We start from the raw sequence: 25,651 nt of genomic DNA on the forward strand, positions 1-25,651 counted from the left end.
GCCCCCGGCACCTGACGAAGTAAAGCGGAGAGGCTGAGGAAAATGAGACGCGCCAAGATTGTTGCGACGTTCGGACCGGCGATCGGCACCTACGAGCTGACCCTTCAGGCACTGAAGGCGGGTGTCGACGTCGCCCGGCTCAACATGAGCCACGGCGAGTACTCGACCCATGCGGAGAACCTGGCCAATGTCCGCCAGGCCTCCGAGGAGCTCGGCCGGCCGGTCGGCGTGTTCGCCGACCTGCAGGGCCCCAAGATCCGGCTGGGCCGGTTCCAGGACGGCCCGCACCTGCTGGCGGCCGGCGACGAGTTCACGATCACCATCGAGGACATCCCGGGTACCAAGGACATCTGCTCCACCACGTTCAAGGGCCTTCCCCAGGATGTCCAGCCGGGTGACCGGCTGCTCGTCAACGACGGCCGCGTGGTCCTGCGCGCCGTGGAGGTCGACGACGTCAAGGTCGTCACTGAGGTCGTCGTCGGGGGAGAGGTGTCCAACAACAAGGGCATCAACCTCCCGGGCGTGGCCGTGAACGTCCCCGCGCTGAGCGACAAGGACGAGGAGGACCTCCGCTGGGCCATCCGCGCCGGCGTCGACATGGTGGCCCTCTCGTTCGTGCGCAACGCCGCCGACATCGACCGCGTCCACGAGATCATGGACGAGGAGGGGCTCCGCCTGCCCGTCATCGCCAAGGTCGAGAAGCCGCAGGCCGTGGACGCGCTCGAGGAGATCATCGACGCGTTCGACGCCATCATGGTGGCCCGCGGGGACCTCGGGGTCGAGCTCCCGCTCGAGGAGGTCCCGCTCGTCCAGAAGCGCGCCGTCGAGCTGGCCCGCCGTTGGGCGAAGCCGGTCATCGTGGCGACCCAGGTGCTCGAATCCATGATCGAGAGCCCCACCCCGACGCGCGCCGAGGCGAGCGACTGCGCCAACGCCGTCCTCGACGGCGCCGACGCGGTCATGCTCTCCGGCGAGACGAGCGTCGGCGCCTACCCGATCCAGACGATCGAGACGATGGCCCGCATCATCGAGGCGACGGAGGACCACGGCCTGGACCGGATCCCGCCGCTGGGCACGAAGCCCAGGACGCGTGGCGGGGCGATCACCCGTGCGGCCGTGGAGATCGCGACCCAGCTCGATGCCAAGTTCATCGTCGCGTTCACCCAGTCCGGCGACTCGGCCCGGCGCCTGTCCCGCCTGCGCCCGCAGCAGCCCGTTCTCGGCTTCACGCCGCTCAAGCACACCTACAACATCATGACCCTGATCTGGGGCGTCCAGCCGCGGCTCGTCGACTTCGCCGACCACACGGACAAGATGACCGCCCAGGTCGACGACGCGCTCCAGCGCGACGGCCTGGCCCAGGTGAACGACCTCGTCTGCATCGCGGCCGGCTCGCCTCCCGGGCAGGCGGGATCGACGAACTCGCTGCGCGTGCACCGCGTCGGCGACGTCGCGGACGCCGGCCAGCTGCTCAACGGCCAGGCCACGCCCGAGCGCGAGAAGATCGGCCCGTGGCGGACCAAGGAGCAGGCGCTTGGCGACATGATCGCCCGCATGCGCGGCGAGGACTAGCCGCGCGGCCTCCGGGCCGACACGAGGAAGACCCCCGGCGAACGCCGGGGGCCTTCCTCGTGTCGCGGGCGCGGAGCCCGCGGCGTGCTACTTGACCTGCGCGATGATGGTCTCGGCGACCTCGCGCATGCTCAGGCGCCGGTCCATCGACGTCTTCTGGATCCAGCGGAACGCCTCGGGCTCGCTCAGCCCCATCTTCGTCGTCAGGACGCTCTTGGCCCGCTCGACGAGCTTGCGGGTCTCGAACTGCTCCTGGAGGTTGCCGACCTCCTTCTCGAGCGCGATGATCTCCTCGTGCCGGGACATCGCGATCTCGATGGCCGGGACCAGGTCGTTCGGGGTAAAGGGCTTGACGACATAGGCCATCGCCCCGGCCTCGCGGGCCCGCTCGACGAGCTCCTTCTGGCTGAACGCCGTGAGCAGGACCACGGGGGCGATGCGCTCCTTCACGATGGCCTCGGCCGCGGTGATCCCGTCCATGACGGGCATCTTGACGTCCATCAGGACCAGGTCGGGGCGGTGCTCGCGGACCAGGTCGACGGCCTTCTGGCCGTTGTCGGCCTCGGCGACGACTTCGTATCCCTCGCCCTGGAGGATCTCGACGATGTCGAGGCGGATGAGGGTCTCGTCCTCGGCCACGACGACGCGGCGGGCCGGTGCGGGGGCCTGGGATGCGGGAGGGGTGGGGGTGGGCTGCGTCGTTTCTTCGGACATGCGGCATGCTCCTTGGCGCCCGGGAACGCTCCGCGGGCCTTGTGCTGTCGGGGATTCTGACCCAAGCCTATCGGCATGTAGAGTTGTTTACCGCACCCCGTGTCCGTGATCTTCCCGAAAGCCCCCAGTGGCCCGGAATCCGGCTCCGGGCGGTGGGGCAGTAGCCCGAGTGGCGGAATTGGCAGACGCACCGCACTCAAAATGCGGCGCCGAAAGGCGTGTGGGTTCGAGTCCCACCTCGGGCACCATGCGATCCCCAGTGACATCGGGGGCGCTTGGACGAGTTCCCAGGTCCTGCCGCCTTGACGCGGCGTGTCGGCGCGACACGCCGCGTTCCCGAAGGCGTGCGGGCCGGGACCTGGGAAGAAGCGCCAGCCATCGCGCCCATCCGGGAGCGTGACGGTCACTCGGTCGGCCTGACGACTCAGTCCTCGAAGCGCGAGGGATCCCCCTGGCCGACGCGGACGACCTCGGCGACGCCGCTCGAGAAGTCCACGACCGTCGTCGGCTCCGTCCCGCACTCGCCCGAGTCGACGACGGCATCCACGAGGTGGTCCAGCCGTTCCTTGATCTCCCAGCCGTCCGTCGGGGGCGCCTCGTCTCCCGGCAGGAGCAGCGTGCTGGAGAGGATGGGCTCGCCGAGCTCGTCGAGGAGGGCCCGCACCACGCGGTGGTCCGGCATCCGCACGCCGACCGTCTTCTTCTTCGGGTGCATGAGCCGGCGCGGGACCTCCGGAGTCGCGGGCAGGATGAACGTGTAGCTGCCGGGCGTCGCCGCCTTGATGCTGCGGAAGACGCGGTTGTCGATGTGGACGAACTGTCCCAGCTGTGCGAAGTCCCGGCAGACGAGCGTGAAGTGGTGCTTGTCGTTGAGCTGGCGGATGGAGCGGATGCGGTCCAGGGCCTCGCGGTTGCCCAACTGGGCCCCCAGCGCGTAGCAGGAGTCCGTGGGGTAGGCGATGAGGCCGCCGTCGCGGAGCATCGCCCCGAGCTGGGAGACCGCGCGCGGCTGCGGGTCCTCGGGGTGGACTTCAACGAATCGTGCCATGTCCCGAGCGTACGTCGCGGCGGCCGATCGCGCACGCGGTTGGATGCCGATGACCTTGTCCCTAGGATGTAACCCGGCCCGAGATGTACATGCCATGAACTCTTCATGAACAATGCGTGGGCCGCCCCCGTTCTGATCCGTTTCCAGATGGACCTGACGCTCATCGTCGTCCTCGTCATCGCGCTCGCCCTGTTCTTCGACTTCACCAACGGCTTCCACGACACGGCCAACGCGATGGCCACGCCCATCGCCACGGGCGCGATCAAGCCGAAGGCCGCCGTCGCCCTCGCAGCGGTGCTCAACCTCATCGGGGCGTTCCTGTCGACGGAGGTCGCGAAGACCATCTCCGGCGGGCTCATCCGCGAAGGTGAGGGCGGCATCCAGATCTCCCCCGAGATGATCTACGCGGGCCTCATGGGCGCCGTGCTGTGGAACGTGATGACGTGGCTCCTGGGCCTGCCGTCGAGCTCCTCCCACGCCCTCTTCGGCGGGCTCATCGGCGCGGCCGTGGTCGGCGCCGGCCTCGGGGCGATCGACTACGGCGTCCTGATGTCCAAGGTCCTGCTGCCCGCAGTCCTCGCCCCCGTCATCGCGGGCACCTCGGCCTTCCTCTGCACACGCCTGGCCTACGCTCTCACGCGCCGCCCGAGCGGCGTGTCCTCCCCGAAGCGCGGCGGCTTCCGCTACGGCCAGATCTTCTCCTCATCGCTCGTCGCACTCGCCCACGGCACCAACGACGCGCAGAAGACGATGGGCGTCATCACGCTGGCCCTCATCGCGGGCGGCTTCCAGGCGGCGGGCAGCGGCCCCGTGTTCTGGGTCGTCGCCTCGTGCGCCCTCGCGATCGCCCTCGGCACGTACGCCGGCGGTTGGCGCATCATCCGCACCATGGGCTCGGGGCTGACCGAGGTCAAGCCCGCCCAGGGCTTCGCCGCCGAGTCCAGCACGGCCGCCGCGATCCTGGCGTCCTCGCACCTCGGCTTCGCCCTCTCGACCACGCAGGTCGCGTCCGGCTCCGTGATCGGCTCGGGCCTCGGCCGCAAGGGTGCGGAGGTCCGCTGGGGCACCGCCGGCCGCATCGCCGTCGGCTGGCTCTTCACGCTGCCCTGCGCGGCGGCCGTGGGCGCCGCCGCCGCCCTCATGGCCCACTGGGGCGTCGGCGGGCTCGTGGCCGTCACGGCGATCGGCGTCGGCGCGCTGCTGGCCATGTGGATCCTGTCCCGGCGCAACGTCGTCGGCCACCACAACGCCATCAGCGACGTCGACGAGGCGGGCGCCGCCGTCGCGATCCCCAGCAAGAAGCACCGTCGGCGCCTCGCGCGCGCCGCGAAGGAGGCAGCCAAGTGACCATCCACTGGGACGCGTTCCTCATCGTCGCGGGAACGACCTGGCTCTCGGCCCTGGTCCTCGTGGGCCTGTATTCCTTCGGCGTGCGCCTCATGGCCGTCGCGGACGACGGCGGGCGCACCGCCGTCCCGGCCCGCGCCGGCGCGTACGGGTGCTTCGCGTTGTGCCTCGCCGTGGTGCTCTTCGGCATCTACCTGATCATCCCCGCGCTCGGCGGCAGCTGAACCCCTGCGCCGGGCGGCGCCGCGGCCTACCATGGAGCCATGACGCGCATCAGGTACTACGTGGCGGCCTCGGCGGACGGCTACATCGCCGATGAGCGGAACTCCCTGGACTGGCTCCTCCGCTTCGACGACACGGCCGGCCTCGAAGGGGCCACCGAGGAGTTCATGGCGGAGGTCGGAAGCATCGTCATGGGCGGGGAGACCTACGCCTGGCTGCTGGCCAACGCCCCGGGCGAGTGGCCGTACACGGGGATCCCGACCTGGGTCTTCACGCACCGCGAGCTCCCGGCCACGCCCGGCGCGGACCTCACCTTCATCCGCGGCGACGTCCACGAGTGGGTGGGCGACATTCGGGAGGACGCGGGGGAGAAGGACGTCTGGATGATGGGCGGGGGCTCCATCGCGGGGCAGTTCGCCGACGCGGCCCTGCTCGACGAGGTCATCCTGTTCACGATGCCCGTCGCGCTCGGCGGCGGGCGGCCGCTCCTGGCGATGCGCGGTCAGTTGAAGCTCGCCCCGACCCTCGTCAAGGAGTACGACGACGGCGTCCGGGAGACGCGCTACGACGTCGCCGGACCGCTCCTGGGCGGCTGAACGGCGAATCCGTCCTCCCTCAGGGCGCGGAGCCGGGCCCGCGTCTCGCGCGGCCAGCGGAAGACGACGACCCGCCCGCCCGGATCGGCTGCCGCCAGGGCGCGGACGCCGCGGCGAAGACCATCCGGCGCTGCTCGTCCACCGGCCGGGGCTGCCAGTCGGGGAGCCAGCCGAACTCCTCGTCCACGAGGTGCACGGGAAGTCCGAGCACGGCCCCGAGCTCGAGGGCGAGCGTCGACTTTCCGCTGCCCGTGGTCCCGTGGATGAGGATCCGGCGCGGCGCGCTGTCGCGGAAGAGCCGGACGGCGGCCGCGACGCTCCCGGTTCCCGGGTCCCCGCTCATCGTCCCGTGGGACGGGGGACGAGCATGTTGGTGATGCGGGCGGTGCAGACCCGCTCGCCGGCGTCGTCGCTGATGACGATCTCGTGCGAGGTCGCGCGGCGGCCGAGCTTGATCGGCGTGCAGACGCCGTGCACGAGTCCCGAGATCCCGGGACGGTGGTGCGTGGCGTTCAGGTCCACTCCGACGGGCATCACCGGATCCCCGTCGAGCCCCGCGGCGAAGACCCCGGCCGCGACGGAGCCGAGCGTCTCGGCGAGCGCGGCGCTGGCCCCTCCGTGCAGGATCCCCGCCACCTGCTGGTTGCCCTCGACGGGCATCGTGGCGCAGACGCGGTCCACCCCCATCTCGGTGAAGACGATCCCGAGCTTGCGCACGAGGGATCCCACCCCGTGCGCGCCGAACACGCCCCGGGCCGCGTCCGGGACGCCGTGCTCTCGCAGCTCTCCGGCATAGGGGTCGGCCGGTGGCGGGGTGGCCGCCGCGGTGTTGCCTGAAGTGTCAATGTCGCCCATGGGAACTAGGCTTGCACCCGTGAGCCCAGCAAGCAAAACCCCCGCCCCGACGAACCGCCTCCTGGTCATCGACGGCCATTCCATGGCCTTCCGCGCCTTCTACGCGCTGCCCGCGGAGAACTTCGCCACCGACACCGGCCAGCACACCAACGCGGTGTACGGCTTCGTGTCGATGCTCATCAAGATGATCGAGCAGCGCGAGCCGACGCACGTGGCGGTCGCGTTCGACCTGGACACGCCGACGTTCCGCTCCGAGGAATACACGGAGTACAAGGCCGGGCGCAACAAGACCCCGGAGGAGTTCCACGGCCAGATCGAGCTGATCCAGAAGGTCATGGAGGCCATGAACATCCCCTCCATCACCCTCGACGGCTACGAGGCCGACGACATCATCGCCACGCTCTCGGCGACCGGCGAGGGCCAGGGCTGGGACGTGCTCGTGGTCTCCGGCGACCGGGACGCGTTCCAGCTCATCACCGGGAAGACCACGGTGCTCTACCCGAAGAAGGGCGTCTCGGACATCCCCCCGATGGACGCCGCGGCCGTGGAGGAGAAGTACTTCGTCGGCCCGGACCGGTACTCGGACCTCGCCGCGCTCGTCGGCGAGACGGCGGACAACCTCCCGGGCGTCCCCGGCGTCGGCCCCAAGACCGCGGCGAAGTGGATCAACCAGTACGGCGGGCTCGAAGGCATCCTCGAGAACATCGACGCCATCAAGGGCAAGGTCGGGGACAATCTGCGGGAGAACCTCGAGAACGTCAAGCGCAACCGCCGGCTCAACCACCTGCTGCGGGACCTGGAGCTGCCCGTGACGCTCGAGGCGCTCGAGCTCGAGCACCCCAACCGCGAGGCCGTCGAGGAGCTCTTCGACGCCCTCCAGTTCAACACGCTGCGCAAGCGCCTGTTCGACCTCTTCGGCGACGAGGCCCCCGAGGCGGGCGAGGAGGAGGACGTCCCCGCCGCCGAGCTCCTCGGCGACGCCGACGCGGTCCGCGCCTGGTTCGGGCAGCACGGCGCCCAGCTCCTCGGCGTCCACCTCGCGACGGCGGCAGCCGGAGGGGCCGCCGAGGCGGTCGGCATCGCGTTCGCCGCGGAGGGCGTCACCGCCTACGTGGACCTCGCGGGGCTGGACGAGGAGGCCGAGCGGGAGCTCGCGGTCGTCCTCGCCTCGCCCGACCACAAGAAGGCCGTGCACGACTTCAAGGCGGCCTTCAAGCTGCTGCTCGACCGCGGCCTGGAGCTGGGCGGCGTCGTGGACGACACCATGATCTCCGCCTACCTCATCCAGCCGGACCGGCGCAGCCACGAGCTGGGCGACATCGCGCAGTACCACCTGCGTCTCACGCTCGCGCCGGCCGCGGAGGAGTCCTCGGACCAGCTCGCCCTGGACCTGGACGACGCCGGGGCCTCGGCCCCCGCGGCCCGCGCGGCGTTCATCGTGCGCCGCCTGAGCACCTACCTGGCCGGGCAGGTCCTCGAGCGCGGGGCCAACCACCTGCTCGGGGAGCTGGAGCTGCCGCTGTCCGTGGTCCTGGCCCACATGGAGCGCACGGGCGTCGCGATCGACGGGGACCGGCTCGACGGCCTGCTCGAGGACTTCACGCGCACCATCGACACGGCAACCCAGGAGGCCTACGCGGCGATCGGGCACGAGGTCAACCTGGGTTCGCCCAAGCAGCTGCAGGTCGTGCTCTTCGAGGAGCTGGGCCTGCCCAAGACCAAGAAGATCAAGACCGGCTACACGACGGACGCGGAATCGCTGCAGGACCTCCTGGCCAAGACGCAGCACCCGTTCCTGGCCTCCCTCATGGCCTATCGGGACGCGAGCAAGCTCCGCCAGACCGTGGAGGGCCTGCGCAAGGCCGTCTCCGCCGACGGCAGGATCCACACGACGTACGCGCAGACGGTCGCGGCCACGGGGCGCCTGTCCTCGCTGAACCCGAACCTGCAGAACATCCCCGTGCGCTCGGAGGAGGGACGCCGCATCCGCGAGGTCTTCGTGGTGGGCGGGGGATTCGAGACGCTCCTCACGGCGGACTACTCGCAGATCGAGATGCGCATCATGGCCCACCTCTCCGGCGACGAGGCGCTCATCCAGGCCTTCAAGGACGGCGAGGACCTGCACCGATTCGTCGGCTCGGAGGTCTTCGGCGTGGCCCCCGAGGACGTGAGCTCCGAGATGCGCTCCAAGGTCAAGGCGATGTCGTACGGGCTCGCGTACGGCCTGAGCTCGTTCGGCCTCTCGAAGCAGCTGAACATCCCGGTGGACGAGGCCCGCAACCTCATGAAGCAGTACTTCACGCGCTTCGGCGCGGTCCGTGACTACTTGCGTTCCGTCGTCGACCAGGCCCGGATCGACGGCTACACCGAGACGATCGAGGGGCGCCGGCGCTACCTGCCGGACCTCGCGAGCGACAACCGCCAGCTGCGGGACATCGCCGAGCGCGTCGCGCTGAACGCGCCGATCCAGGGCTCGGCCGCGGACATCATCAAGCGGGCCATGCTGGGCATCGACGCCGGACTCAAGGAGGAGGGCCTCGCGTCGCGGATGCTGCTCCAGATCCACGACGAACTCGTCTTCGAGGTCGCCCCGGGGGAGCTCGAGGCGCTCGAGGCGCTCGTGCGCTCGCGGATGGGACACGCGGCCGAGCTGTCCGTGCCCCTCGACGTCCATGTCGGCACCGGCACGAGCTGGCAGGCCGCAGGACACTGATCCGGACTGCGTGCGTGCGCCTCCTGCTCGGGTAGGCTCGTCGCTCATGAGCCATCACCAGGGCGGCGTAGCCGCCGAGCAGGCCGCCTTCCCGTTCCGGATCGAGCGCTTCGCCTCCGCGCTCGTCGACGGCGCGCCGGATCCCCGCACGCGCGGCTGGTTCGAGGCCGTGCGCCTCGGCTTCCACGAACCGCGCCCCGAGGAGGACCACCTGAAGGCCTTCGTCGAGGCGCACCGCGCCGACGGGCGCGAGATCACGGGCGTCTACGACGACGGGGAGCGGCCCGGGCCGTGGGACCCGGCCGTGCCGGTCGCGAGCTACGCGACCATGACGCACACGGTCAACGTCGGCGCGGGACGGCTGCTGGACGCGCACCAGATCACCGCCGTGACCGTTCGCCCGACCCACCGGCGGCGCGGCATCCTGCGCCGCATGATGACGGATGACCTCGCATCCGCCGCGCGGCGGGGCCTGCCGCTCGCCCTCCTGACGGCGTCGGAGGCCACGATCTACGGCCGCTTCGGGTTCGGGGCCGCCACGACGCTCCGCCACGTCGAGGTCGACGTGACGGAACGATTCGGCATCACATCGCCCCCCGCGGGCCGTGTCGAGGTCCTGGACCCGTCGGTGATCGAGGAGACGGCGCGGGACGTCTTCGCCGGCTTCCATGCCCGGCACCGCGGATCGGTCGACCGCCAGCGCTCCTACATCGAGCGCGTGACGGCCCGCTGGAGCGACGGCAAGCCGGAAGCGGACCGTTCCCTGCGCACGGCCGTGCACTACGACGCCGCGGGAACGGCCGACGGATACGTGGCCTACGCCTTCTCGGGCTGGGAGGAGCCCTACACGGTCAAGATCGTGGACCTCGTCGCGATCGACGACGCGGCCCGCCGGGAGCTGTGGCGCTACCTCGGCTCCCTGGACCTGGTCCAGCGGATCCAGTACCACGCGGCGCCCGAGGAGGACGTCCTGCCCTGGGCGCTCTCCGACTCCCGCGTCCACGCCGTCAAGGGCGCCGAGGACCACTTGTGGGTCCGGGTCCTCGATCCCGTCGCGGCCCTCGAGGCCCGGGGCTGGGAGGACGACGGCGCCGCCGCCGTGCGGATCACCGACGCCTTGGGGCACGCGGCCGGAAGCTACCGGATCGAGGTCTCCGGCGGGAGGGCGCGCGTCGGGCGGCTCGGGGAGCACGACGACGTCGACGCCGTCCTGGGAGTCGATGCCCTTGGTTCGCTCTACCTGGGCGGAGTCCGGGCCGAGCTGCTCGCGGCCGCGGGGCGGGTGGAGGCGGCCTCGTCCGGGGCGCTGTCCAAGGTGGACGCCCTCTTCCGCACGGCGGCCCGCCCCTCTTGCATCACGGGGTTCTGACGGCGGATCCACGCCCTCTGCCGGCCCGCGGGGGCGACACGCGCGGCTTTTGACCGGGTAGAAGGCCGGCACTAGACTGGAGGGGCGTGTCCTGCGCGCCGTCGTGCGCCGGATCCGTGACCAGCTAGACCCATTTCGGAAACTGCCGGGACTTCCGGCTGACCGACTGACCCAAGACTATCCACATCGGAGCCCCTACTACATGACCATCACCTCCAACGAGAAGACCGGTACCCCGCAGGTCGCCATCAACGACATCGGTACCTCTGAAGACTTCCTCGCTGCCGTCGACGCCACCATCAAGTACTTCAACGATGGCGATCTCGTCGAGGGCACCGTCGTCAAGGTCGACCGCGACGAAGTCCTGCTCGACATCGGTTACAAGACCGAGGGTGTCATTCCTTCCCGCGAGCTTTCCATCAAGCACGACGTCGACCCCGGTGACGTCGTCGCCGTCGGCGACAACGTCGAGGCCCTCGTCCTCACCAAGGAGGACAAGGAAGGCCGCCTGATCCTGTCCAAGAAGCGCGCGCAGTACGAGCGCGCCTGGGGCGACATCGAGAAGATCAAGGAAGAGGATGGCGTGGTCACCGGCACCGTCATCGAGGTGGTCAAGGGCGGCCTGATCCTGGACATCGGCCTCCGCGGCTTCCTCCCGGCCTCGCTCGTCGAGATGCGCCGCGTCCGCGACCTGGCCCCGTACATCGGCCAGCAGATCGAGGCGAAGATCATCGAGCTGGACAAGAACCGCAACAACGTGGTCCTGTCCCGCCGTGCGTGGCTCGAGCAGACCCAGTCCGAGGTCCGCTCCACGTTCCTCAACAAGCTCGAGAAGGGCCAGGTCCGCCCGGGCGTCGTCTCCTCGATCGTCAACTTCGGTGCGTTCGTGGACCTTGGCGGCGTCGACGGCCTCGTGCACGTCTCCGAGCTGTCCTGGAAGCACATCGACCACCCGTCCGAGGTCGTCGAGGTGGGCCAGGAAGTCACCGTCGAGGTCCTCGAGGTGGATCTGGACCGCGAGCGTGTCTCCCTCTCGCTCAAGGCGACGCAGGAAGACCCGTGGCAGACGTTCGCCCGCACCCACGCCCTGGGCCAGGTCGTGCCGGGCAAGGTCACCAAGCTCGTTCCGTTCGGCGCGTTCGTGCGCGTCGAGGACGGCATCGAGGGCCTCGTGCACATCTCCGAGCTGGCCGTGCGCCACGTCGAGCTGGCCGAGCAGGTCGTCTCCGTGGGCGACGAGCTCTTCGTCAAGGTCATCGACATCGACCTGGAGCGCCGCCGCATCAGCCTGTCGCTGAAGCAGGCCAACGACGGCGTCGACCCGGAGGGCACCGAGTTCGACCCGGCGCTCTACGGCATGGCCGCCGAGTACGACGAGGCCGGGAACTACAAGTACCCGGAGGGCTTCGACCCGGAGACCAACGAGTGGCTCGAGGGCTTCGAGACGCAGCGCGCCGCCTGGGAGCAGCAGTACGCCGACGCCCAGGCCCGCTGGGAGGCCCACAAGAAGCAGGTCGCCCAGCACCTCGCGGACGACGCCACCGCCGGCGACACGAGCTCCGACTCGGCCGCCACGAGCTACTCCTCGGAGGCCCCGGCCTCCGACGCGGGCACCCTGGCTTCCGACGAGGCCCTGGCCGCCCTGCGTGAGAAGCTGACCGGCAACTAGCCGCTGTCCGCTTCATAGCGACACCCACCGGAGGCGGGTCCCGCAAGGGATCCGCCTCCGGCGTTTAATCTCAGGCGGCCTTCGGGCCCCTGCCCCATGGGACCCCGATCAGGAGGACGGCATGCTGCCGGACGGATGGATGGCCGTGACGCGGCCCGGCGACCGGGAAACGGTCGGATACCTGGAGCCGCTCGATCCGGGTTACGAGCGCGTGCAGGCCCGGAGCCTGCTGGGGCATGCCGTCGGCGTCCCGGCAGACCTCGCCACGGCCGAGGAACTGCTCGTGGAGCGCGGCATCGTCGAGGTCGGCGCGACGTGGCTGCTCCTCGACGAGGACGGTGACGTCGCCGGACACGTCGCCGTGCTCGAGGTCTCGACGGACGGGATCGCGGTGGCCGATGCGCTCGCCACCAAGGCCCTGGCACCGACGCCGCGGACCCTCCTGGCCTGGCCGGACACGGACCGTCGGCTGCGTCCATCCTGAGCCGAGGACGGGCCGGCCTGTGGGAGTCTCCCGGCGACCTCCAGGCCGCCCGCGGAACCAGGCCCAGGGCCAGCGCGGCCTCCACTTCCCCCCTCCGCGCGCCGAGCTCGGCATTCATCCTCCGCCCGGCTAGGTTGGCCGCCGTCATGCTCCCGCCGATCAGCTGGCCGACGACGGCAACGCGCGCGAGCGGCTCCCACGGCAGCACGCCCGCGGCGAGCATCAGGAGCAGGAACGCGGCGGCCAGCGGCGTGGACGTCCCGAGCCGGGAGATCAGCAGGGCGACCACGGCGAGCTGGAGGACCGCCCGGAGGCACGCCGAGACGACGTCGCGCGCCCTCAGAGCGAGGACGCCGCGGGAGACCGCGGCCGCCACGGCCACGAGGACCGCGAGGACGATCCAGAGCGCGGGTCCCGTCCCGAGCAGCGTCGAGCCGCTGTTCACGGGCGGTCCGGACGCGTCGAGACCGTGATCGTGAACTTCGGGTTGCGGTCGACCTGGCGCGTCGGTCCCACGAGCCGCTCGAGCTGCGGCCGGTAGCGCAGATGCGAGTTCCAGACGCACCACAGTTCGCCGCCCGGGGCGAGGACCCGTCCCGCGTCCGCGATGAGCTTGAGGGCGATCCCGGCGTGCACGGCATTGCCGACGTGGAACGGCGGATTCAGGACCACGAGCTCCTGCGAGGCGTCGGGGAGGGAGGACAAGGCGTCGTCGCGGACCACGTCGATCCGGTCCGCGACCCCGTTGGCCTCGGCCGTCGCTGCCGTCGACGACACGGCGGAGGCCGACTGGTCCGACGCCCTGACCCGCAGCCCGGGCCGCGACAACGCCAGGAAGGCCGCGATCGTGCCGTTGCCGCACCCGAGGTCGACCGCCGTCGCGGCAGGACGCGCCTCCGCCAGCCGCGGGAGGAGGAACCGGGTCCCGGGGTCGAGCCGCGGGCCCCCGAACGTCCCGCCCCGGGCGAGGATCCGCAGGGGAGCCGACAGTCCGGCGTCGTACTGCGCCTCGAGGGGAAAGCGCGACGCAGGGCACTCCGCGGCGGAGCACGGGGACGTGGCGGTCAGCACTCGCGCCTTCTGCCGGGCCAGGCCCGCCGAGACCGAACCGAAGTGGCGGCCGAGGACGTCGTTCATCGCCAGGTTCATGTGCTTCACGCGCCCGCCCGCGAGGAGCACCAGGTCCTGATCGCCGTGCTCCGCGGCGAGCCCCGCGACCTCGTCGAGGGCGTCGAGCGAGCGGGGTAGTTGCAGCAGGACCAGCCGGGCGCCCGCGAACAGCTCCGGTCCTAGGCCGAGGACGGCGAAGTCCGCGGCGGGCGCCCCGGCACGGCCCGCATTTTCCTCGAGGGCGCGTTCCCCCGAGAGGCCGTCCTGGTGCACGCGCACCCCGGCCGCGCCGAGCGCCGCGGCTCCGAGGGTGAGCGCCCCGTAGTGGTCGTTGACGACGACGAGCCCTCCGGGTCCCGGCAGTCCCCGCTCCGCCGCGGCGCCGAGGAGGAGCCGGTCGGCGGCGTCGTGGGCCTGCAGCTCGGGCGCCTCGATGTCCGGCCAGCGGCGCAGGAACGAGGGGTCGAACGGGGCTGCGCCGCTCACGCGAGGTCCACCCAGGCGGTCCCGAGCCCATCGGCCCGGGTCGTACCGGCCGTGAGGGCGGCGAGCCGCGCGTCGAAGTCCCCACCGGCCCCCGCGGCATCCGGCAGGGCCACCCGCAGCCTCGCCGCCGCCGGAGCGTAGTCGGTGCCGAGGACCTGGACGCCGGCGGCGCGCAGCTCGTTCTCGAGCCGTCCCGCGGCGGCGTGGGGCGCGTCGATGCCGAAGAGCCGCATCCGCCGCCGGCGCAGCAGCGGGGCGGTGTCCAACGCGGAGGACACGGCCGCAGAATACGCGCGCACGAGGCCGCCGGCCCCGAGCAGGACCCCGCCGAAATAGCGCACGACGACAGCCGTCACATCGCTCAGCGCGGCCTCGTCCTCCGCCGTCTCCCGCTTGAGCAGGGCCTCGAGCATCGGGGCGCCCGCCGTGCCGGAGGGCTCGCCGTCGTCGTTGCTGCGCTGCACGCGGCGGTCCGGGCCCAGGACGAACGCGCTGCAGTGGTGGCGCGCGTCGTGGTGGGCGCGGCGCAGCTCGGCGACGAACGCCCGGGCCTGCTCCTCGTCCTCCGTGCGGCGCAGGTACGCCAGGAAGCGGGACCGCTTGACCTCCAGCTCGTGAAGGTGCTCGCCGTCCACGGTGGTGTACTCCGTCGCCCTGCCCTCGCCGTCCGTCACCGGACCAGTCTAGTGCGGGCCCGTAGACTGGCTCCGTGCTGAGCATTGGACTGACGGGCGGGATCGCCTCCGGAAAATCGGCCGTGGCCCGGCGGCTCGTGGAACGCGGCGCCGTCCTGGTCGACGCGGACCGGATCGCCCGGGAGGTCGTGGAACCGGGGACCCCGGGCCTCGACGCCGTCGTGGCGGCCTTTGGACCCGACGTGCTGGGCCGCGACGGCTCGCTGGACCGGGCGGCGCTCGGGGCGCTCGTCTTCTCCGCGCCCGAGGCCCGCGAACGGCTCAACGGGATCGTCCACCCGCTCGTCCGGGCCGAGAGCGCACGGCGCGCGGCGGCGGCCGGGCCCCGCGCCGTCGTGGTGCAGGACATCCCGCTGCTCGTCGAGACCGGGCAGGCGGGACGCTTCGACCTCGTCGTCACCGTGCAGGCGCCCCTCGACGAGCGCCTGCGGCGCATGGCGGAGGACCGCGGCATGGCACCGGAGGACGCCCGCGCCCGGATCGCCGCGCAGGCCGGAGACGAGGAGCGCGCGGCCGCGGCCGACGTCGTGCTGGAGAACGCGGGGACGCTCGACGAGCTGCGGACGGCCGTCGACGTCCTGTGGGACGAACGGATCGCCCCCCTCGCCGCGGCCCGGACGGCCGCCCCGTGAGCGCCGGGCGGGACGCCGGACAGCACCCCTTCGAGTTCGGCCGGCTGCTGTGGTGGGCCAAGGCCTGCTTCTGGGGCATGGGTGCGTGCCTCGGCGTGGCGCTGCTGCTGTGGCTCGTGGCCGGCGGCCGGGCCGAGTTCACGACGGGCACGGCGCCGTGGAGCTGGCGCGTGCTCGTCCCCGGATGGCTGTCCCTGGCCGGACTGCTCCTGGCCCTCGCCGGCAGCATCCTGTTCACGCAGCAGATGGCGTTCGCGATCCTGGGCCGCCTCGACCGCTCGCCGCTCTTCGGCGCCAAGGGGCGCGGCCGGCGCCGCTGAGCGGCTACTGGAGCGAGGACGTCAGGCGCGCGAGGTTGTCGCGGACCTTCTGGCCCAGCGGGCGTTGGAGCCAGTCCCCGAGCACGAGCTCCCGGCTCGCCGCGCGATAGCCGTCCTGGATCCGCCGGACATCGTCCACGAGTCCCCGCCCGTGGAGCATGACCGAGACCTCCATGTTGAGGCTGAAGGACCGGATGTCCATGTTGCTCGAGCCGATCACGGCCACGTCGTCGTCGATCGTGAAGTGCTTGGCGTGGAGGACCTGCGGGGCGCGGTAGAGGTGGATCCTCACGCCGGCCCGCAACAGCGCCTCGTAGTACGAACGCTGGGCGTGGTGCACCAGGGCCTGGTCGCCGATCTCCGAGACGAAGAGCTCCACCTCGACGCCCCGGGCCGCGGCCGTCAGGATGGCCAGCAGGATCGACTCCTCGGGGACGAAGTAGGGGCTCGTGATGCCGACCCGGTGCCGTGCCTGGTGGATCAGCAGGGCGTAGAGCTTGAGGTTGTTCTCCTGCGGGAACGACGGCCCGCTCGGCAGGATCTGCGCGTCCAGGTCGGCGGCCTCGCCGGAGAGGACCACGGGGCTCGTGTCGAGGGGCAGGAGCGTGCCGGTCTCGCTGTACCAATCGGTGACGAACACGGCGTCGAGCTCGCGGACCACGGGACCCTCGAGCCGCACCATGAGCTCGTGCCACGACAAACGGCCTCCGTCGCGGGCCGGCTTCTTGTGGTACCCGGCGTCGATCGCGTTCTGCGAGCCCGTGTACCCGATCCGCCCGTCCACGACGACGAGCTTGCGGTGGTTGCGCAGGTCGGGCCGCTGCCAATCGCCCCTCAGCGGCCTGAACGGCAGCATGGGATGCCACTGGATGCCCGCGGCGCGCAGGAACTCCTCGGTGTCCCGCCGGCCGGGGTACATCAGGCCCGCGAGGTGGTCGGACAGCACGCGTACGGCCACGCCGCGCGCGGCGGCCCGGGCGAGGGCGTCGAAGAGCACCTGCGTGGAGCCGTCGCGGACCAGGATGTAGAACTCGACGTGGACCTGCGTGCGGGCGCCGTCGATGTCCCGGGCGACCGCGGCGAACACGGCCTCGTAGTCGTCCAGGAGCACGGCCCGGTTGCCGCCGACCATGGGCAGGGCGCCCAGGTTCAGGCTCAGTGCCGCGGCCGAACCGAGCCAGGCGGGCCATTCGTCGCGGTGGCTGGCCAGTGACAGGCCCTCGGTTCGTTCGAGGACCAGGGCGTTGACCTCTTCCTGCTTCTCGCGACGGTGCCGGGGGAGGGTGTTGCGGCCGACGAGGCCGTAGGCGAGGGTCCCGAGGAACGGGATGAAGATGATGGCCATGACCCAGGCGATCGCCGCGGAGGGGCGGCGGTTGGCCGAGACGTAGACGGCGGCGGCGCTGCCCAGCAGCAGGTGCAGCACAAGCGCCAGCAGCGCGAGGAGGTCGACGGTGTCCCACCACTCGGCCACGGCCCTACCTCGCGTTCTGGGCCGGGATGACGACCTTCTTCAGGATCAGCAGGATCGAGGCCGTCGTCGGGCACGCGATGAGGGCGCCGAGCAGCCCGAGCAGCGTCCCGCCGACCATGGCGCCGATCAGGACGAGGGAGCCGGGGATGCTGATGGCCTTGCCGACGATCCGCGGCGTCAGGACGTAGGCCTCGACCTGCATGTACACGAGCATCACGAGGAGCACGACGAGCGCGGCCCCCGGCGAGGTGAAGAGCGAGACGATCGTGATGAGCGTCGTGCTGATGACGCTGCCGACGAGCGGGATGAGCGTGATGGGAAAGGCGAGGACGGCGAGGACGGCGGCATAGCGGACGCCGACGATGCTCAGGAGGGTGAAGGTGAAGACGGCGTTCAGGGCCGCCAGCACGGCCATTCCGCTGAGGTACTTGCCCACAGATTCCGCGATGGTCTCGGAGATCTCGGCGACCTCCTCGCGCCGCGAGGCCGGGACGAGGGCGTAGAAGCTGGACTTGATCGACTCCATGCCGGCGACGAAGTACAGTGTCAGCACCACCACGAACAGGACCGCGAATCCGGCGTTGACCACGTTGATGCCGACCTGCAGCGCGCCGCCGCCGATGGCGAGCCAGACCTCCGGGTCCGTCGAGGCGCGTTCGAGCCATTCGAGCAGCGGCGTCAAGGCGTCGCCGAGCCCGGCGTTGAGTTCCACGAACCAGGCCTGCCCCGCGATCGCCCCGAAGCCCTGGGGGAGGAGCGCGATGAGCGAGGTCCCCTGCTCCACGAGGATCGGCACCACGATGCGCAGCAGCAGTGCCACGATGAGGACGAACCCGAGCATCACGGCCAGCACCGCCCCGGTGCGGGAGAGCTTGCGGCGCTCGAGCCAGCGCACGAGCGGGTCGAGGCCGAGCGAGACGAAGAACGCGACGAAGATCAGCGTCAGGGCGAACTTCAGCGTGATCACGGCGGCGCCGAGGGCCAGCGCGGTCAGGACGCCCAGCGTCGCGACGAACCCGAGCCGGTACGGGCCGCCCCGTCCGCTCGTTTCAAGGAACTTCATGGCGCCGCCTCCCTCGTCCGGCGCAGCGGCCGGTTGACGCCAGTCTAGGTCGGGTTGCGCCCGGGGCGGCAGGGGCACGACGGCGGCGCCCCGCCGTCGTCCGCCCGGACGGTCCGCACGGGGCCCGGTGGGCGACCCGTGCCATGATCGAAGATGCGTTCGAAGCGGCGGGGGCGTAGCCTAGATCCATGAGCCTGGCCCAGCAGATCAACCGCGTCGTCGCCCCCTTCGAGGTCATCAGCGACTACCAGCCCGCCGGCGACCAGCCGCAGGCGATCCGCGAGCTGGCCGAGCGGATCAACGGCGGCGAGAAGGACGTCGTGCTGCTGGGTGCGACCGGAACGGGCAAGTCGGCCACGACGGCCTGGCTGATCGAACAGGTCCAGCGGCCGACGCTCGTCATGGTGCAGAACAAGACCCTGGCCGCGCAGCTGGCGAACGAGTTCCGCGAGCTGCTGCCCAACAACGCGGTCGAGTACTTCGTCTCCTACTACGACTACTACCAGCCGGAGGCCTACGTCCCGCAGACGGACACCTTCATCGAGAAGGACTCCTCCATCAACGAGGAGGTCGAACGGCTGCGGCACTCGGCCACCAACGCGCTGCTGACGCGCCGCGACGTCGTCGTGGTCGCGACCGTGTCCTGCATCTACGGGCTCGGCACGCCGGAGGAATACGTCGCCGGCATGGTGACGCTGCGCAAGGGGATGGAGCTGAACCGGGACGAGCTGCTGCGGAAGTTCGTCTCGATGCAGTACGCCCGCAACGACACCGACTTCCACCGCGGGACGTTCCGCGTGCGCGGGGACACGGTGGAGATCATCCCGATGTATGAGGAGCAGGCGCTGCGGATCGAGTTCTTCGGGGACGAGATCGAGCAGATCCACACGCTGCACCCCCTGACCGGGGACGTGATCCGCGAGGAGGAGGAGATGTACGTCTTCCCCGCGAGCCACTACGTCGCCGGGCCGGAGCGGATGAACCGGGCCATCACCGACATCGAGGACGAGCTGCGCGGGCGGTTGAACGAGCTCGAGGGGCAGAACAAGCTCGTCGAGGCCCAGCGGCTGCGCATGCGCACCACCTACGACCTCGAGATGATGCAGCAGATGGGCTTCTGCAACGGCATCGAGAACTACTCGCGCCACATCGACGGCCGCGGCGCCGGCACGGCGCCGCACTGCCTCCTGGACTACTTCCCGGACGACTTCATGCTCGTCGTCGACGAGTCCCACGTCACGATCCCGCAGATCGGCGCGATGTACGAGGGCGACATGTCGCGCAAGCGCACGCTCGTCGAGCACGGCTTCCGGCTCCCCTCGGCCATGGACAACCGGCCGCTCAAGTGGGACGAGTTCCTCGAGCGCATCGGCCAGACCGTCTACCTTTCCGCGACGCCGGGCAAGTACGAGCTCGGCAAATCCGACGGCGTCGTGCAGCAGATCATCCGCCCCACCGGCCTGGTCGACCCGGAGATCGTGGTCAAGCCGACGAAGGGACAGATCGACGACCTGCTCGACGAGATCCGGGTACGCGTGGAGCGCGACGAGCGCGTCCTCGTCACGACGCTGACCAAGCGCATGGCGGAGGACCTGACGGGCTACCTCACCGAGCACGGCGTCAAGGTCGAGTACCTGCACTCCGACGTCGACACCCTGCGCCGCGTCGAGCTCCTGCGCGAGCTGCGCCTCGGGACGTTCGACGTCCTCGTCGGCATCAACCTCCTGCGCGAGGGGCTGGACCTGCCGGAGGTCTCGCTCGTGGCGATCCTCGACGCGGACAAGGAGGGCTTCCTGCGCTCCGGGACCTCGCTCATCCAGACCATCGGGCGCGCGGCCCGCAACGTCTCCGGGCAGGTGCACATGTACGCGGACCGGATCACCGACTCGATGGCCACCGCGATCGACGAGACGAACCGGCGCCGGGCCATCCAGCAGGCCTACAACGCCGAGCGCGGGATCGACCCGCAGCCGCTGCGCAAGAAGATCGCCGACATCACGGACCAGCTGGCCCGCGAGGACGCGGACACGCAGGAGCTCCTGAACAACCAGCGGCTGGCCAAGGGCGCCCGGCGCACGAGCGGGAGCCAGACCGCCAAGGCCGAGTCCGTGGTGCGCCGCGACGGGCTCGCGGCCGTCCCGGCCGAGGACCTCGTGGACCTCATCACCCAGCTCACGGAGCAGATGCACGGGGCGGCCGCCGAGCTCCAGTTCGAGCTCGCGGCCCGGCTGCGCGACGAGGTCGGGGAACTCAAGAAGGAGCTGCGGCAGATGCAGAAGGCCGGCCACGCCTAGCCGCGTCGTGTGACGCCCGCCGGCGTGCCGGCGGGCCCGCTTCGGCTACACTGATCCGAGCGTAGGGGAGTATCCCGAACACTGTGGACGTCAGCACGCGGGTCGACGACGACCCGCCGGGCACAGTGGCCGGACCCGGTGGACCGGGCGGCGGAGAGACTTGCGGCCCACATCCGTACCCTCTACCGGCGCCAGCGCGCCGTCGAAAGGCCGTCCGTGTCAGACCAGCTTTCCGTCCAGTTCCAGGCGATCTCGTTCGCCGTCCTGGGCCTCATCCTGCTTTTCGACCTGCTCTACGTCGTCAAGCGCCCCCACGAGCCCTCCATGAAGGAGGCCGGCCTGTGGGTCGGCTTCTACGTCACCCTCGCCTTGTGCTTCGCGGGCCTGCTGTTCTGGCAGGCCGGCCCGGACTACGGCCAGGAATTCGTGGCCGGCTGGGTCACCGAATACAGCCTCAGCGTCGACAACCTGTTCGTCTTCATCATCATCATGGCCCGCTTCTCCGTGCCCCGGAAGTACCAGCAGGAGGTGCTGATGTTCGGCATCATCATCGCGCTGATCCTCCGCGGCATCTTCATCATGGTCGGCGCGACCGTGATCGAGCACTTCAGCTGGGTCTTCTACCTCTTCGGCGTCTTCCTGCTGTGGACCGCCTGGAAGCAGGCCACCGATTCGGGCGAGGACGAGGAGGAGGGCTCGGAGTCCGGCCTGATCGCGCGCCTGACCAGGAAGCTCCCGGTGAGCGAGCACTACGACGGCAACAAGCTGCGCACGACCGTCGACGGCCGCCGCGTGTTCACGCCCATGGTCCTCGTCTTCATCACGATCGGCATGACCGACCTGCTCTTCGCGGTCGACTCCATCCCGGCCATCTTCGGCCTGACCCAGAGCGCCTTCATCGTCTTCACCGCGAACATCTTCGCGCTCATGGGCCTGCGCCAGCTCTACTTCCTGCTCGGCGGACTCATGGACCGCCTCGTGTACCTCAAGCACGGACTCTCGGTCATCCTGGCCTTCATCGGCGTCAAGCTCATCTTCCACGCGATGCACGAGAACGAGCTCCCGTTCATCAACGGCGGCCAGCACATCGAGTGGGTCCCCGTCATCGGCACCCCGCTGTCCCTCGGCGTGATCCTCGGGACGATCGTCGTCGCGACCGTGGCCTCGCTCGTGAGCCCGGCGGGCCGCCGCGCCGCGATGGACGCCCGGCTGCAGAAGGACATCGAGAGCGTCCGCAGCGACGCCGAGTAGGCGCCCGGCGCGCGCCGCGCCCTCCCACCGGCCATGGCCCCCGCCTCCGCGGGGGCCATTGCTACGCTGGGCGGGTGGCAGAACACGCAACGACGGCGCCCGGCGCCCGGCGTCAGGCCGTGCAGCGGCGGGTGGTCGCCACGCTCGCCGCGGCGCAGCTCTTCAGCGGGATCGGCAACGGCGCGGGGCTCGCGATCGGATCCCTCATGGCGGTCGAGCTGACCGGCAGCAACGCCTTCGCGGGGGCCAGCACGACGGCCATCTCCGTGGCCGGCGCGCTCGCCGCCCTGCCGCTCGCCGGCCTCGCCGCGCGCCGCGGACGCAGGACGGCGCTGTCGGCCGGCCTGCTGCTCGCCGCGGCCGGCGCCGTGGCCATGGCGGCCGCTCCGCTCCTCGGCAGCTTCGCCGCCCTGCTGGCGGGCTCCCTCCTGCTCGGCGTCGGTGCCGCGGCGAACCTCCAGGCGAGGTTCGCGGCGACCGACCTCGCCGACGACGCGACGCGGGGCCGCGACGTGGGCCTCGTCGTCTGGTCGATCACCGTCGGGGCGGTCGCCGGGCCCAACCTCATCGGACCGGGCAGCGCGTGGGGCGCCTCGCTCGGACTGCCTCCGCTCAGCGGGCCCTTCCTGTTCTCGCTCGCAGGGCTGCTGGCCGCCGCCGTCGTCCTCCAGATCGGCCTCCGCCCCGACCCGCTCGCGTTCGGAGCGGAGATCCCGGCCGACGCCGGTCGCGGGGGATCCGCGGCAGGGGGCCCGGAGGGCGTTCCCGCCTTCCCCGCGGCGGCACCGGGCCGGCCCTCGCTGCGCGACGGGGTCCGCGCCGTCCGGGACTCGCCCGCGGCGCGGCTCGGCATCGCCACGGTCGTCGGCGCCCACCTCGTCATGGTGTCCGTCATGGCGATGACGCCCGTGCACCTCAGGGAACTCGCGGAACCCGCCGGGCATGCCGGCCACGCTGCCTCCCCGGACACGCTGGTCCTGATCGGCTTCACGATTTCGCTGCACATCGCGGGCATGTATGCCTTGTCCCCGGTCATGGGGTGGATGGCGGACCGGCTCGGGCGCCGTCGGACGATGCTCGCGGCCCAGTGCGTGCTGGCCGCGGCGCTCGTGACGGCCGGGCTCGGACGGGAGAGCCACCTGGCGGTCGCCGCGGGGCTCGTGCTCCTGGGGCTGGGGTGGTCGATGGCGGTCGTCGCCGCGTCCGCGTTCCTCGCCGAAAGCGTGGACGGACGACGCCGGGTCCTGGTCCAGGGGCTCTCGGACACGCTCATGGGCGCGGCGGGCGCGCTGGGAGCCGCCGGATCCGGCGTCGTCCTCGCCTGGGTGGGGTTCACGGGACTGAACCTCGCCGCCCTCGCCGTCGCGGCCGGCGTCGCGCTCTGGTGCGCGGCGTCCCTCAGGACGGGGCGTCCCCGGCGGGTTCCTGCGGCCTGATCATGCCGAGCAGGCGGGAGAACACCGCCGCGCCGTCGTCCGCGATCCCGTCGTGGTGGAACTCGTCCGTCTCCCAGACGCGCAGGCCGCGCACGGCCGCCGCCGTCTCCAGGCTCAGCTCACGGTCGACGTAGACGTCGTCCGCGTAGACCACGGCCGCGACGGGCACCGTGTTCCGGGCGAGGCGCTCGGGGTCGTAGAGCGCCGGCCAGTCCCCGTGGCCGGCCAGGAGGGCGGCGACCTGCTCGAGCGGGCGCAACGCCGGATCCTCCTCGAAGTACCAGGGGTAGACCATCTCGCCGGTCAAGAGCGGGCTCGCTGCGTCCGGCGCGAAGTCGGGGAACTCCTCCAGCACTCGGGCGGCAGACCACGCCGTCGGCCCGCCCTGGCCGTAGATCGACTCGTGCATCAGCGCGTAGAGGGGGTTGGAGTAGCGCGAGGCCTGCCCCTGCAGCGCCTCGAGGAACGCGTCGGAGAGCGATTCCCCGCCGCGCGTGCGCACGAGGGCTCCCTCGAGCACGTGGTGGAGCTGGTCGACGCGCGTGTTGCCGCCGAGGAACTGCCCCAGCATCTGCACGGTGTGCCTCCGCACCGGGCGCCCGTCCGGCAGCTGCTCCTCGACCCGGTCGACGTGCGCGAGGATCCGGTCCAGCATCGCCCGGTCCTCCGGATAGGCCGCGAAGTACTCGGCGTTGCGGGCGGACATGCGCGCGTAGGTGGCCCGGTAGACGAGGTCCGGGCCGCCGGCCAGGGGCGGCAGCCCGCCCGCGACGAGGCAGCCGGCGAGGCCCCCCGGCGCCAGGGACAGGTAGCTGAGGGTGCAGAAGCCGCCATAGCTCTGCCCGAACGTCGTCCACGGCCCGTCGGCGAGCAGGCCGCGCAGCAGCTCGGCGTCGCGCACGATCGCGTCGGCCCGGAAGCGCGCCAGGTAGGCCGCCTGCGCGGCGGGATCCCCGCGCAGGGGCAGCGTCTGCCGCGTTGCGGGGGAGCTGAGTCCCGTGCCGCGCTGGTCCAGCAGCAGGACCCTGAACTCCTTGCAGGCCTCCTCGAGCCAGCCGCCGAGCGTCGAGACCCGGGGCCCCTTGCCGCCCGGACCACCCTGGAGGAAGAGCAGCCACGGCAGCCGCCCGGGATCCGCGTGTTCCGTCGAGGAGACCTCGCGGGCGAAGAGCGTCAGCTGCCCACCGTCCGGATCGTCGTGGTCCAGCGGGACCTCGAAGTAGTGCTCGGTGGTCCGCATCCCGCGGAACTCGTGGACTGCGGCGATCCGGTGGGGCGTGGTGCGCTGGCTCATGAAACCCAGCGTATAGGGTGGAAGGCCGCCGGATCCCCGGCGCCGGACACCGTGCCACGGGGGAGGAGCGCCGCCATGATGGGAGGCAACCACGCCGTCTGCGGGGCGGCCGCGTGGACCGCCGTCGCGAGCCGGGTCGAGATCCCCCTGGGCTCCGCCGCGTGGCTCGACGCCCCGTGGCAGGCCGTCACGGGGGCCCGGCTGCCGGAGACGATCACGGTGGGGCTGGGACTCATCGCCGCGGAGCCCGCCGGCTTCCTCGCCGGGCTGCTCGTCTGCGCGGGGGCGGCCCTGCTGCCCGACGCCGACCACCGCCACGCCTCGATCGCCCAGGCCCTTCCTCCCGTGTCCCGCTGGCTGTGCGCGCGCCTCGGCCGCGTCGCCGGAGGACACCGGCAGGGCACCCACTCGGCGGTCGGACTCGTGGTGCTCGCCGTCCTGGCCTGGCTCACGGGCCTCTGGGCCTGGGAGGCCGGGCGGGTCGGGGGCGTGGACCTCGGGACCGTCTACCCGGGGGCCGGGCTCGCCGCCGTGCTGCTCGTCTCCCTCGCGGCGAAGGCCCTGCGCTTCATCCCCGATACGATGCGGCGCACACCGTGGGTGCTCGGGGTCGCCGCCGGGGCCTTCGTGGGGCTCGCGGGACCGGAGGACCAGCGGTGGTTCGTCGCCGCCGTCGTGCTCGGCGCCGCGGCGCACGTGGCGGGCGACCTCCTGACGACCGGCGGCTGCAACATCCTCTGGCCGCTGCGCCTGCGCCGACCGCGGGCCGTGTCCCGCGTGCCGCTGCTGGGCCGCCTCTGGCGGCCCAACGGCAACCTGGCCGTGCCGTTGCTGGGCAGCACGGGATCCCGGCGCGAGTGGATGCTCGCCGTCCCGGTCGCCGCCTACGCACTCGCGGGGACGGGCGCCTCGGCGGCGGCGCTGCTGCTCGGCCCCGCCGCGCTCGCCGGGCTCCCCGTTCCGCTCCCGCGCTGAACCCGGGCCGGCCCGGGCCCGGCCCCACCGCC

General features: G+C 71.5%; 23 protein-coding genes, 1 tRNA gene and 1 pseudogene. 15 read left to right on the top strand and 10 right to left on the bottom strand.

What is annotated here, in order from left to right:
- Window positions 1-42 precede the first annotated feature (42 nt).
- The gene (gene pyk / locus AC0QR5_RS02505) at window positions 43-1,572 is read left to right on the top strand and encodes a pyruvate kinase (RefSeq protein WP_329860053.1); all 1,530 of its coding nucleotides are present in this window, start codon (window positions 43-45) and stop codon (window positions 1,570-1,572) included.
- Window positions 1,573-1,659: 87 nt separating this feature from the next.
- Here pyk and AC0QR5_RS02510 read toward each other — a convergent pair whose 3' ends face one another.
- Complete coding sequence (locus AC0QR5_RS02510) at window positions 1,660-2,286, bottom strand: ANTAR domain-containing response regulator (RefSeq protein WP_329860054.1); 627 nt, start codon at window positions 2,284-2,286, stop codon at window positions 1,660-1,662.
- 163 nt (window positions 2,287-2,449) lie between these two features.
- On the opposite strand from AC0QR5_RS02510, the gene AC0QR5_RS02515 reads away from it, so the two are divergent.
- Window positions 2,450-2,534 (top strand) — tRNA-Leu (locus AC0QR5_RS02515).
- 176 nt (window positions 2,535-2,710) lie between these two features.
- Here AC0QR5_RS02515 and AC0QR5_RS02520 read toward each other — a convergent pair.
- Window positions 2,711-3,334, bottom strand: coding sequence for an L-threonylcarbamoyladenylate synthase (locus AC0QR5_RS02520; RefSeq protein WP_329860056.1), 624 nt, complete (start codon window positions 3,332-3,334; stop codon window positions 2,711-2,713).
- 147 nt (window positions 3,335-3,481) lie between these two features.
- On the opposite strand from AC0QR5_RS02520, the gene AC0QR5_RS02525 reads away from it, so the two are divergent.
- From AC0QR5_RS02525 to AC0QR5_RS02535, 3 genes are read left to right on the top strand one after another with little or no spacing between them, the layout of a single operon-like run.
- On the top strand, window positions 3,482-4,681 hold the full coding sequence (locus tag AC0QR5_RS02525; protein ID WP_329860111.1) for an inorganic phosphate transporter: 1,200 nt from the start codon (window positions 3,482-3,484) through the stop codon (window positions 4,679-4,681).
- Complete coding sequence (locus AC0QR5_RS02530) at window positions 4,678-4,905, top strand: hypothetical protein (protein WP_329860057.1); 228 nt, start codon at window positions 4,678-4,680, stop codon at window positions 4,903-4,905. Before AC0QR5_RS02525 ends, AC0QR5_RS02530 begins: the two co-directional genes overlap by 4 nt.
- Window positions 4,906-4,944: 39 nt before the next feature.
- Window positions 4,945-5,499 (top strand): dihydrofolate reductase family protein, encoded by a 555-nt coding sequence (locus AC0QR5_RS02535; protein WP_329860059.1) that lies wholly within the window; start codon window positions 4,945-4,947, stop codon window positions 5,497-5,499.
- Between the two features lie 19 nt (window positions 5,500-5,518).
- Here the strand turns inward: AC0QR5_RS02535 and AC0QR5_RS02540 are convergent, their stop codons facing one another.
- Both AC0QR5_RS02540 and AC0QR5_RS02545 read right to left on the bottom strand, forming a co-directional pair.
- Window positions 5,519-5,842: a P-loop NTPase family protein gene (locus AC0QR5_RS02540; protein WP_329860060.1), complete on the bottom strand. Its 324-nt coding sequence runs from the start codon at window positions 5,840-5,842 to the stop codon at window positions 5,519-5,521.
- Window positions 5,839-6,354 (bottom strand): hotdog fold thioesterase, encoded by a 516-nt coding sequence (locus tag AC0QR5_RS02545; RefSeq protein WP_329860061.1) that lies wholly within the window; start codon window positions 6,352-6,354, stop codon window positions 5,839-5,841. The genes AC0QR5_RS02540 and AC0QR5_RS02545 overlap by 4 nt, the downstream gene beginning before the upstream one ends.
- An 82-nt stretch (window positions 6,355-6,436) precedes the next feature.
- On the opposite strand from AC0QR5_RS02545, the gene polA reads away from it, so the two are divergent.
- The 4 genes from polA to AC0QR5_RS02565 all read left to right on the top strand — a co-directional run bounded on the left by polA (window position 6,437) and on the right by AC0QR5_RS02565 (window position 12,589).
- Complete coding sequence (polA, locus tag AC0QR5_RS02550; protein ID WP_329860112.1) at window positions 6,437-9,067, top strand: DNA polymerase I; 2,631 nt, start codon at window positions 6,437-6,439, stop codon at window positions 9,065-9,067.
- A gap of 46 nt (window positions 9,068-9,113) precedes the next feature.
- Window positions 9,114-10,436 carry a GNAT family N-acetyltransferase gene (locus AC0QR5_RS02555; RefSeq protein WP_329860062.1) on the top strand — a complete coding sequence of 441 codons (1,323 nt, stop codon included), beginning with the start codon at window positions 9,114-9,116 and terminating at the stop codon, window positions 10,434-10,436.
- A gap of 202 nt (window positions 10,437-10,638) precedes the next feature.
- Entirely contained in the window at window positions 10,639-12,105 is a 1,467-nt protein-coding gene (gene rpsA / locus AC0QR5_RS02560) for a 30S ribosomal protein S1 (RefSeq protein ID WP_329860064.1), read from the top strand.
- 121 nt (window positions 12,106-12,226) lie between these two features.
- Window positions 12,227-12,589: a hypothetical protein gene (locus AC0QR5_RS02565; protein WP_329860066.1), complete on the top strand. Its 363-nt coding sequence runs from the start codon at window positions 12,227-12,229 to the stop codon at window positions 12,587-12,589.
- Between the two features lie 97 nt (window positions 12,590-12,686).
- Here AC0QR5_RS02565 and AC0QR5_RS02570 read toward each other — a convergent pair.
- From AC0QR5_RS02570 to AC0QR5_RS02580, 3 genes and pseudogenes are all read right to left on the bottom strand, one after another.
- A pseudogene (locus AC0QR5_RS02570) lies at window positions 12,687-12,812 on the bottom strand (hypothetical protein); the annotation flags it as partial.
- Window positions 12,813-13,030: 218 nt separating this feature from the next.
- On the bottom strand, window positions 13,031-14,185 hold the full coding sequence (locus tag AC0QR5_RS02575; protein ID WP_329860067.1) for a class I SAM-dependent methyltransferase: 1,155 nt from the start codon (window positions 14,183-14,185) through the stop codon (window positions 13,031-13,033).
- Window positions 14,182-14,859, bottom strand: coding sequence for an IMPACT family protein (locus AC0QR5_RS02580; protein ID WP_329860069.1), 678 nt, complete (start codon window positions 14,857-14,859; stop codon window positions 14,182-14,184). Before AC0QR5_RS02580 ends, AC0QR5_RS02575 begins: the two co-directional genes overlap by 4 nt.
- 35 nt (window positions 14,860-14,894) lie before the next feature.
- Between AC0QR5_RS02580 and coaE the strand changes: the two genes are divergently transcribed.
- The gene (coaE, locus tag AC0QR5_RS02585; protein ID WP_329860070.1) at window positions 14,895-15,512 is read left to right on the top strand and encodes a dephospho-CoA kinase; all 618 of its coding nucleotides are present in this window, start codon (window positions 14,895-14,897) and stop codon (window positions 15,510-15,512) included.
- Window positions 15,509-15,832 carry a hypothetical protein gene (locus tag AC0QR5_RS02590; RefSeq protein ID WP_329860071.1) on the top strand — a complete coding sequence of 108 codons (324 nt, stop codon included), beginning with the start codon at window positions 15,509-15,511 and terminating at the stop codon, window positions 15,830-15,832. Before coaE ends, AC0QR5_RS02590 begins: the two co-directional genes overlap by 4 nt.
- 4 nt (window positions 15,833-15,836) lie before the next feature.
- Here the strand turns inward: AC0QR5_RS02590 and cls are convergent, their stop codons facing one another.
- Window positions 15,837-17,306 carry a cardiolipin synthase gene (cls, locus tag AC0QR5_RS02595; RefSeq protein WP_329860073.1) on the bottom strand — a complete coding sequence of 490 codons (1,470 nt, stop codon included), beginning with the start codon at window positions 17,304-17,306 and terminating at the stop codon, window positions 15,837-15,839.
- 4 nt (window positions 17,307-17,310) lie between these two features.
- Window positions 17,311-18,369 carry an AI-2E family transporter gene (locus tag AC0QR5_RS02600; RefSeq protein ID WP_329860074.1) on the bottom strand — a complete coding sequence of 353 codons (1,059 nt, stop codon included), beginning with the start codon at window positions 18,367-18,369 and terminating at the stop codon, window positions 17,311-17,313.
- Window positions 18,370-18,557: 188 nt separating this feature from the next.
- On the opposite strand from AC0QR5_RS02600, the gene uvrB reads away from it, so the two are divergent.
- The 3 genes from uvrB (at window position 18,558) to AC0QR5_RS02615 (ending at window position 23,350) form a co-directional block, all read left to right on the top strand.
- Window positions 18,558-20,663, top strand: a complete 2,106-nt coding sequence (gene uvrB, locus AC0QR5_RS02605) for an excinuclease ABC subunit UvrB (protein WP_329860075.1) — start codon at window positions 18,558-18,560, stop codon at window positions 20,661-20,663.
- A 216-nt stretch (window positions 20,664-20,879) separates the two neighbouring features.
- Window positions 20,880-21,914, top strand: a complete 1,035-nt coding sequence (locus AC0QR5_RS02610; RefSeq protein ID WP_329860077.1) for a TerC family protein — start codon at window positions 20,880-20,882, stop codon at window positions 21,912-21,914.
- A gap of 74 nt (window positions 21,915-21,988) precedes the next feature.
- Window positions 21,989-23,350, top strand: a complete 1,362-nt coding sequence (locus AC0QR5_RS02615; RefSeq protein ID WP_329860078.1) for an MFS transporter — start codon at window positions 21,989-21,991, stop codon at window positions 23,348-23,350.
- On the opposite strand, the gene AC0QR5_RS02620 is transcribed toward AC0QR5_RS02615, so the two are convergent.
- Complete coding sequence (locus AC0QR5_RS02620) at window positions 23,313-24,644, bottom strand: alpha/beta fold hydrolase (protein WP_329860079.1); 1,332 nt, start codon at window positions 24,642-24,644, stop codon at window positions 23,313-23,315. The two genes, AC0QR5_RS02615 and AC0QR5_RS02620, sit on opposite strands and share 38 nt — an antisense overlap.
- Window positions 24,645-24,719: 75 nt before the next feature.
- On the opposite strand from AC0QR5_RS02620, the gene AC0QR5_RS02625 reads away from it, so the two are divergent.
- Entirely contained in the window at window positions 24,720-25,619 is a 900-nt protein-coding gene (locus AC0QR5_RS02625; protein ID WP_329860081.1) for a metal-dependent hydrolase, read from the top strand.
- Window positions 25,620-25,651: the final 32 nt, after the last annotated feature.

This window comes from Arthrobacter sp. J156, assembly GCF_056172865.1.

Excerpts from the sequence above, each read along its gene's own strand:
- pyk (WP_329860053.1), top strand. The coding sequence starts at position 43 with ATGAGACGCGCCAAGATTGTTGCGACGTTCGGACCGGCGATCGGCACC.
- AC0QR5_RS02510 (WP_329860054.1), bottom strand. The coding sequence starts at position 2,286 with ATGTCCGAAGAAACGACGCAGCCCACCCCCACCCCTCCCGCATCCCAG.
- AC0QR5_RS02520 (WP_329860056.1), bottom strand. The coding sequence starts at position 3,334 with ATGGCACGATTCGTTGAAGTCCACCCCGAGGACCCGCAGCCGCGCGCG.
- AC0QR5_RS02525 (WP_329860111.1), top strand. The coding sequence starts at position 3,482 with ATGGACCTGACGCTCATCGTCGTCCTCGTCATCGCGCTCGCCCTGTTC.
- AC0QR5_RS02535 (WP_329860059.1), top strand. The coding sequence starts at position 4,945 with ATGACGCGCATCAGGTACTACGTGGCGGCCTCGGCGGACGGCTACATC.
- AC0QR5_RS02540 (WP_329860060.1), bottom strand. The coding sequence starts at position 5,842 with ATGAGCGGGGACCCGGGAACCGGGAGCGTCGCGGCCGCCGTCCGGCTC.
- AC0QR5_RS02545 (WP_329860061.1), bottom strand. The coding sequence starts at position 6,354 with ATGGGCGACATTGACACTTCAGGCAACACCGCGGCGGCCACCCCGCCA.
- polA (WP_329860112.1), top strand. The coding sequence starts at position 6,437 with ATGGCCTTCCGCGCCTTCTACGCGCTGCCCGCGGAGAACTTCGCCACC.
- AC0QR5_RS02555 (WP_329860062.1), top strand. The coding sequence starts at position 9,114 with ATGAGCCATCACCAGGGCGGCGTAGCCGCCGAGCAGGCCGCCTTCCCG.
- rpsA (WP_329860064.1), top strand. The coding sequence starts at position 10,639 with ATGACCATCACCTCCAACGAGAAGACCGGTACCCCGCAGGTCGCCATC.
- AC0QR5_RS02565 (WP_329860066.1), top strand. The coding sequence starts at position 12,227 with ATGCTGCCGGACGGATGGATGGCCGTGACGCGGCCCGGCGACCGGGAA.
- AC0QR5_RS02600 (WP_329860074.1), bottom strand. The coding sequence starts at position 18,369 with ATGAAGTTCCTTGAAACGAGCGGACGGGGCGGCCCGTACCGGCTCGGG.
- uvrB (WP_329860075.1), top strand. The coding sequence starts at position 18,558 with ATGAGCCTGGCCCAGCAGATCAACCGCGTCGTCGCCCCCTTCGAGGTC.
- AC0QR5_RS02620 (WP_329860079.1), bottom strand. The coding sequence starts at position 24,644 with ATGAGCCAGCGCACCACGCCCCACCGGATCGCCGCAGTCCACGAGTTC.
- AC0QR5_RS02625 (WP_329860081.1), top strand. The coding sequence starts at position 24,720 with ATGATGGGAGGCAACCACGCCGTCTGCGGGGCGGCCGCGTGGACCGCC.